Source organism: Mycobacterium sp. TH-M25, from assembly GCF_057473665.1.
Map to the genome: position 1 here is coordinate 1 of NZ_JBYCLA010000471.1, position 5,605 is coordinate 5,605.

Below are 5,605 nucleotides of genomic sequence, written 5' to 3' on the forward strand. Positions count from 1 at the left end.
AAGTCGCCGTAGCCGGTGGTGGTCATCGTTTCGACGGTGAAATAGAACGCATCCACCCAGCCCATCTTGGGCGGCGGTCGGTAGCCGAATCGCAGCACGAACGTGGCGGTGACCATGACCGCAAACGTGGCGGCCGCGACGGGGTAGAAGGTCGGGTTGAAGTCGTTGATCACACCGCGAATGCCGTCGACCGCTCGCCGGAACACGTTGCGGTGCGAGCGTGACCGGGTCGCGCGGCGAATTTTGATGCCCTGGGCGGCCAACTCCTCCGCGGTGCCGATCATCATCGTCCAGTCACCGGCCCGCACCCGCTGATCGCGGGCGGGGCAGATATCGACGTGCCCGGGGTCGGGTGCGTTTTCGCCGTGGATGACCGCCACCGGCGCCAGGTCGCCGTAGAGTTCCCGCAGCGTCGCGTCGCGGGAGGCGCTCTTGCCCGAGACGACGAACCTATGCCCGGCGGCCTCGAAGTCGTGGGTGGCCTGCGACAGGCAGGCTTCGACGACTGCCGGCGCGGCGAGATCGGCGACGTCGAGGATCGCGCCGGGCCCGTTGTCGGCGGCGACGGCCTCCCGCAGCACATCGTTGGCCACGCGCGACACGATGCGCACATGTGCGTTGGCTTTCCTTGCGAGCAAGGCGATTTCGAGGTTGACTGCGTCGTCGTTGCCGGCGCATACGACGGCCATCGCCTCAGAGATATCGGCGAGAACGAGCTCGCGGGCGACACCGACCTCGGAATGATCGGAATTGGACAGCCGGACCACTCGCACGCCGGCGCTTTTCAGTTCGTCGGCGATCGTGTTCGCCAACGCATCGTCACCGCTGACAATGATTGTGCGCTGCATGGCCTCGTCCGTTGCTCGAGAGACCGCACGACACCGGACGCTCGGTGACGTTGGTCGGGTTCACCGGGGCATTATCTCATCCGCTGTGGCCAGTGAGGCGCATCCGCTTCGTCAGGAAGAGTTGGTTTCCGCCAGCCGGACCAGCGCCGACCGGTCGACTTTGCCGATGCCGCGCAGCGGCAGGGCGTCCATGATGTGCAGCTCACGGGGCGCGGCGGTGTGGTCCAGCGTTACCGTCACGTGGGCCCGCAACTCCTCGAGCGACGGTGGGGCGGCCGCGTCGGCCACCACGACGGCGGCCGCTACCCGCTGGCCCAGTCGCTGGTCGGATACCCCGAACACGGCGCAGTCGACCACCGCGGGATGCGTCCGCAACACCGCCTCGACAGGCTGCGGCAGCACCGTCAACCCGCCGGTGCTGATCGCGTCGTCGATCCGGCCCAGCACACGGAGTACGCCGGAATTATCAACGACGCCAATGTCATCGGTGCGAAACCAGCCGGCCTCGGCGAACGGGTCGGGGTCGGGCGGGTTGCGGTAGCCCTTAGCCAGGGTCGCGCCGCCGATCACGATCCGTCCGGCGTCGATACGCACCTGGACACCGTCGAGCGGTACGCCGTCGTACACGCAGCCGCCGGCGGTCTCGCTCATCCCGTACGTGCAGACCACGTTGACACCGCAGCTCGCGGCCGCGTCGAGTACCGGCGGTGGGGACGGGCCGCCGCCGATGAGCACCGCGTCCAATTCGCCCAGCGCGGCACGGGCCGCGGGGTCGCCCAGCGCCTTGGCCAGTTGCGTGGCGACCAGCGAGGTGTATCGCCGACCTGAGCCGAGGGCAGCTACGGCAGAGGGCACTTGGCCGACATCGAAGCCGCTGGAGACGTCCAGCTCGACGGGTGTGGTGCCGGTCAGCAGGCTGCGGGTCAGCACCTGGATACCGGCGATGTGGTACGACGGCAGGGCCAGCAGCCACCGGCCCGGCCCGCCCAGTCGCTGGTGGGTGGCCACCGCGCCGGCGGCCAACGCCGCAGCGGTGAGCAGTGCGCCTTTGGGCACGCCGGTGGTTCCCGACGTGGTCGCCACCAGCGCCACGTCGTCGTCGATGGCGTCGCCCACCCGCAGCGCTTCAAGCGTCGAGCGGTCGGCGTCGGCGCCGATCGGGACGAGCGCGGGCGCCGTGCCGTGTAGTACTTGCTCCAGCGCCGCCAACAGCGGGCCGGCCGAGGAACCGCGCGCCACGGCGAACGCGCGCAGGACGGCTATGCGGTGTCCTCGGCGTCGCGGGCGTCTTCCAGCGGCCAGTCTTTGGCGGCCAACCGCTTCTGCACCCGTTCGATATCCTCAAGCGACGGCATCTCGTCGGTGATCTGGGTGATCAGCACGCCGATGTCGACGCGGTCGAAGTCGCCGCGATCCATCAACTCGCCCGCTACCAGCTTGATTTCGTCGTTGCACAGCCGACGCGACAGCAGGGCGAGCACCGGGAAGTAGTCAGTCGGCGGGATGCCCTCCGGATAGCCCGCGCGCAGCCATGCGACTACCGAGCTCAGGAGTCGATTCACGGTAATTGCACTTCCCCGCCGGACGGTCGATCTGCCTCACTTCAGAACAGATTTCGATGCTACGCGGGCTTGGCCCCGAGAAAGTAAACGCCGGTCCATGCACCGATGGCGTCGCGAGCGATGAACAGGACGCCGACGACGACCGCGGTCAGCGCCAACGCGTACAACGCGTAGCTGATCGCGGTGAGCGCTGGGTTGGTGAGCGCTGGGTTGGTGAGCGCTGGGTTCTTGTGCCCGCCGGCGGTGCCCGAGGCGCCGTGGATGCCGGCGCCCGCAGCCCCCACCTTCACGGCCAGCGCGAACAGCGCGGGCAGACCACTTCCCAGTAACAGACCGAACAGCAGGATCTTCAGCGAGGCTTCGTAGTTGAACCAGTGACTCACAGCGTGCCCGCCTTCTTGCTCTCCGGGTGCACAGCGGCACCGGCAGCCTCGCCGTCGCGGGGTGAAGCGCCGGCGGCACCCAGCGGGCCGTCCTCCTCGAGGCCGGCGGTCAGGTCGCCCTTCCACTCGGCGTTGACGTTGGTGTGATCGACCTTGGCCTTGCGCGACTGCAGATAGATCACCGTCGCCGTCGCGACCAGTACCAGGAAACCGATGATCGCTCCGGGGTAGCCGCCGATCCCGTGCACCACGACGTAGGTGATGGCACCGACCAGGCCGGCGGACGGCAAGGTGATCAGCCAGGCGGCGGCCATCCGTCCTGCGACGCTCCAGCGCACCTCGGCGCCGGGCTTTCCGACCCCGCTACCGAGCACGGAGCCGGTGACCACCTGCGTGGTGGACAGCGCGTAGCCGAAGTGGGCCGACAGCAAAATAATTACCGCAGAAGAGGATTCGGCGGCCATGCCCTGCGGCGACTTGATCTCGACGATGCCCTTGCCCATGGTGCGGATGATCCGCCAGCCGCCGGTGTAGGTCCCGAGAGCCATGGCGCAGGCGCAGGCCAGGATCACCCAGAACGGGGGTACGTGTTCCGTCCGGTTGACTGCGCCGTAGGAGATCAGGGCCAGGAAGATCACCCCCATCGTCTTCTGCGCGTCGTTGGTGCCGTGGGCCAGCGAGACCAGCGACGCCGAGAAGATCTGGCCACGGCGGAAGGCCGCTTCGCTGCGCTCTTCGGGAACGCCGCGGTTTAACCGGTAGACCAGCCAGGTACCGAAGGCACCCACGACACCGGCCAATATGACCGAGACCAGGGCCGGGATCAACACCAGCGACACGACGCCGGTCCAGATCACTCCGTGCCCGCCGACCGCGGCGATCATGGCGCCGATGATGCCGCCGACCAAAGCGTGTGACGAGCTCGACGGGATACCCAACAGCCAGGTCAGCAGATTCCAGACGATCCCGCCGACGAGTCCGGCGAAGATCAAATCGGGCTTTACCAGGTGAGCGTCGACAAGATTCCTTGCGATGGTTCCGGCGACCGCGGTGGACAGGAACGCACCCACGAGGTTCAGCACGGCTGACAGCGTCACTGCGGTCTTCGGCTGGAGTGCTCCACTCGCGATAGACGTGGCCATGGCATTGGCGGTGTCGTGGAAGCCGTTCGTGAAATCGAAAGCAAGGGCGGTGATCACAACGATGATCAGAAGGAACAGCTGAAGGGTCACGAGCCTAATTCTGAGGGCAGGCGGGCATGGTTGTCGAAAGAACGGTATCGGTGGACCACGGCAAACTGCACTATAGTCAGATGTTCTTCTCCGGTTAACCTCGCACCGTGCGGCGTTAACCCCGGGTGTCGCGGCGCAGCGGATGCTCGGGCGGGATCTGGACGAAAATCAGCAGAACGCCGTCTGGGTCGTTGACATGCATCTCGTGCAGTCCCCACGGTTCCCGGCGGGCCTCGCGGGCGATCTCGACGCCTCTGCTCTCCAGTTCGGCTTGAGTGGCGGCGACGTCACGAACCTGCAGCCACAGTGCGCCGGGGAAACTCGTCGCACGATGGTCGGGGGCTCCGTGGCCGGCCAGTTCGATCAGCGACTGGCCGGCGAAGAACACGGTGCCCGCGCCGTAGTCACGAAAGATCGCCAGGCCGATCTGATCGCGATAGAAGCTCAGCGACCGCTGGTAATCCGCCGGCCGAAACAGCATCCGGCTGGCGAGAATCTCCATGCCGTCGTGTCTATCACGCCTCGGGTTTATTCGGCTCGGTCAAGTTAGCCGACTTCTCCTCATCGCGCTTCGCGCTCTGCATCGTCGTTGGCTGGAGTCGCTGCCGCCGGATCGCCGTGGTCGTCAGGCCGGGCACGACGGTGTCGATGGCCTGCGCGGCGATCGCCATCCGCGGCGCGATCCGCACCGGCCGGGTGCGCGCGGCGGTGATCATCCAGCCCGCTGCCTCCTCGGAGGTCAGCGCCGGCAACCCCTGGTACTCCTTGGTCGGCGCGATCATCGGGGTGGCAACCAGCGGGTAGTACAGCGTGGTCGAGTGCACACCCTTTGTCGCCCACTCGGTTTCGATCACCCGGCTGACCGCGGATAGGGCCGCCTTGGAGGCGTTGTAGACCGCGAACAGCGGCGACGGTTCGCTGAACACACCCCAGGTCGCGACGTTGATGATGTGCCCGTCGCCGCGCTGCAGCATCCCGGGCGCGATACCGCGGATCAGCCGCAGTGGCGAGTAGTAATTGAGCACCATGGTCCGCTCGACGTCGTGCCAGCGATCCAGCGACTCCGCCAACGGCCGGCGGATCGACCGCCCGGCGTTGTTGACCAGGATGTCCACTCCACCGAAACGCTTCTCGACGTCGGCGACCAGGGCGTCGACCGCGTCCAGGTCGGACAGATCGCAGGGAATCGCGATCGCGTCGCCGCCGTTGGCGGTGATCCGGGCGACGACCTCGTCGAGCAGATCCTGGCGCCGCGCCACCGCCACCACGGTCGCGCCGCGGCGGGCGAACTGCTCGGCGGCGCATTCGCCGATCCCGGACGAGGCGCCGGTGAGTACGACACGCTTGCCGGCCAGGTCGATTTTCGTAGCTCCCGGGTTGGGCAGCAGACGTGGCAACAGCGGTGGGCGCATCGAGGTCAACGTGATCTGTTCGGCCAGTCGTCGAAGCGGGTTCTTACTCACGGTCGGCAGTCTAGGGCTTGCCTGCTCCGCGAGAGCTCGCCAGATCAGGTCCGCCACAGCGGTCCCGGCAGAAGACGACCGGACATTGTGCCCACCTCCGCGCGACAACTCGACGGT

Annotated in this window: 7 protein-coding genes; all 7 read right to left on the reverse strand. The window is 67.2% G+C overall.

Going from position 1 to position 5,605, the window contains the following annotated elements; all coding sequences use genetic code 11:
* Window positions 1-848 (reverse strand): ion channel (locus tag AC2VOU_RS16000; RefSeq protein WP_486958257.1); only part of this gene is annotated, 848 nt, incomplete at its 3' end.
* 111 nt (window positions 849-959) lie between these two features.
* Window positions 960-2,060, reverse strand: coding sequence for an o-succinylbenzoate--CoA ligase (gene menE / locus AC2VOU_RS16005; RefSeq protein ID WP_486958263.1), 1,101 nt, complete (start codon window positions 2,058-2,060; stop codon window positions 960-962).
* 47 nt (window positions 2,061-2,107) lie between these two features.
* Window positions 2,108-2,410: a DUF3349 domain-containing protein gene (locus AC2VOU_RS16010; RefSeq protein WP_486958258.1), complete on the reverse strand. Its 303-nt coding sequence runs from the start codon at window positions 2,408-2,410 to the stop codon at window positions 2,108-2,110.
* A gap of 59 nt (window positions 2,411-2,469) precedes the next feature.
* Complete coding sequence (locus tag AC2VOU_RS16015) at window positions 2,470-2,793, reverse strand: hypothetical protein (RefSeq protein ID WP_486958259.1); 324 nt, start codon at window positions 2,791-2,793, stop codon at window positions 2,470-2,472.
* The gene (locus AC2VOU_RS16020; RefSeq protein WP_486958260.1) at window positions 2,790-4,025 is read right to left on the reverse strand and encodes an inorganic phosphate transporter; all 1,236 of its coding nucleotides are present in this window, start codon (window positions 4,023-4,025) and stop codon (window positions 2,790-2,792) included. Before AC2VOU_RS16020 ends, AC2VOU_RS16015 begins: the two co-directional genes overlap by 4 nt.
* Window positions 4,026-4,140: 115 nt before the next feature.
* The gene (locus tag AC2VOU_RS16025; RefSeq protein ID WP_486958261.1) at window positions 4,141-4,527 is read right to left on the reverse strand and encodes a VOC family protein; all 387 of its coding nucleotides are present in this window, start codon (window positions 4,525-4,527) and stop codon (window positions 4,141-4,143) included.
* Between the two features lie 13 nt (window positions 4,528-4,540).
* Window positions 4,541-5,488, reverse strand: coding sequence for an SDR family oxidoreductase (locus AC2VOU_RS16030; RefSeq protein WP_486958262.1), 948 nt, complete (start codon window positions 5,486-5,488; stop codon window positions 4,541-4,543).
* Window positions 5,489-5,605: the final 117 nt, after the last annotated feature.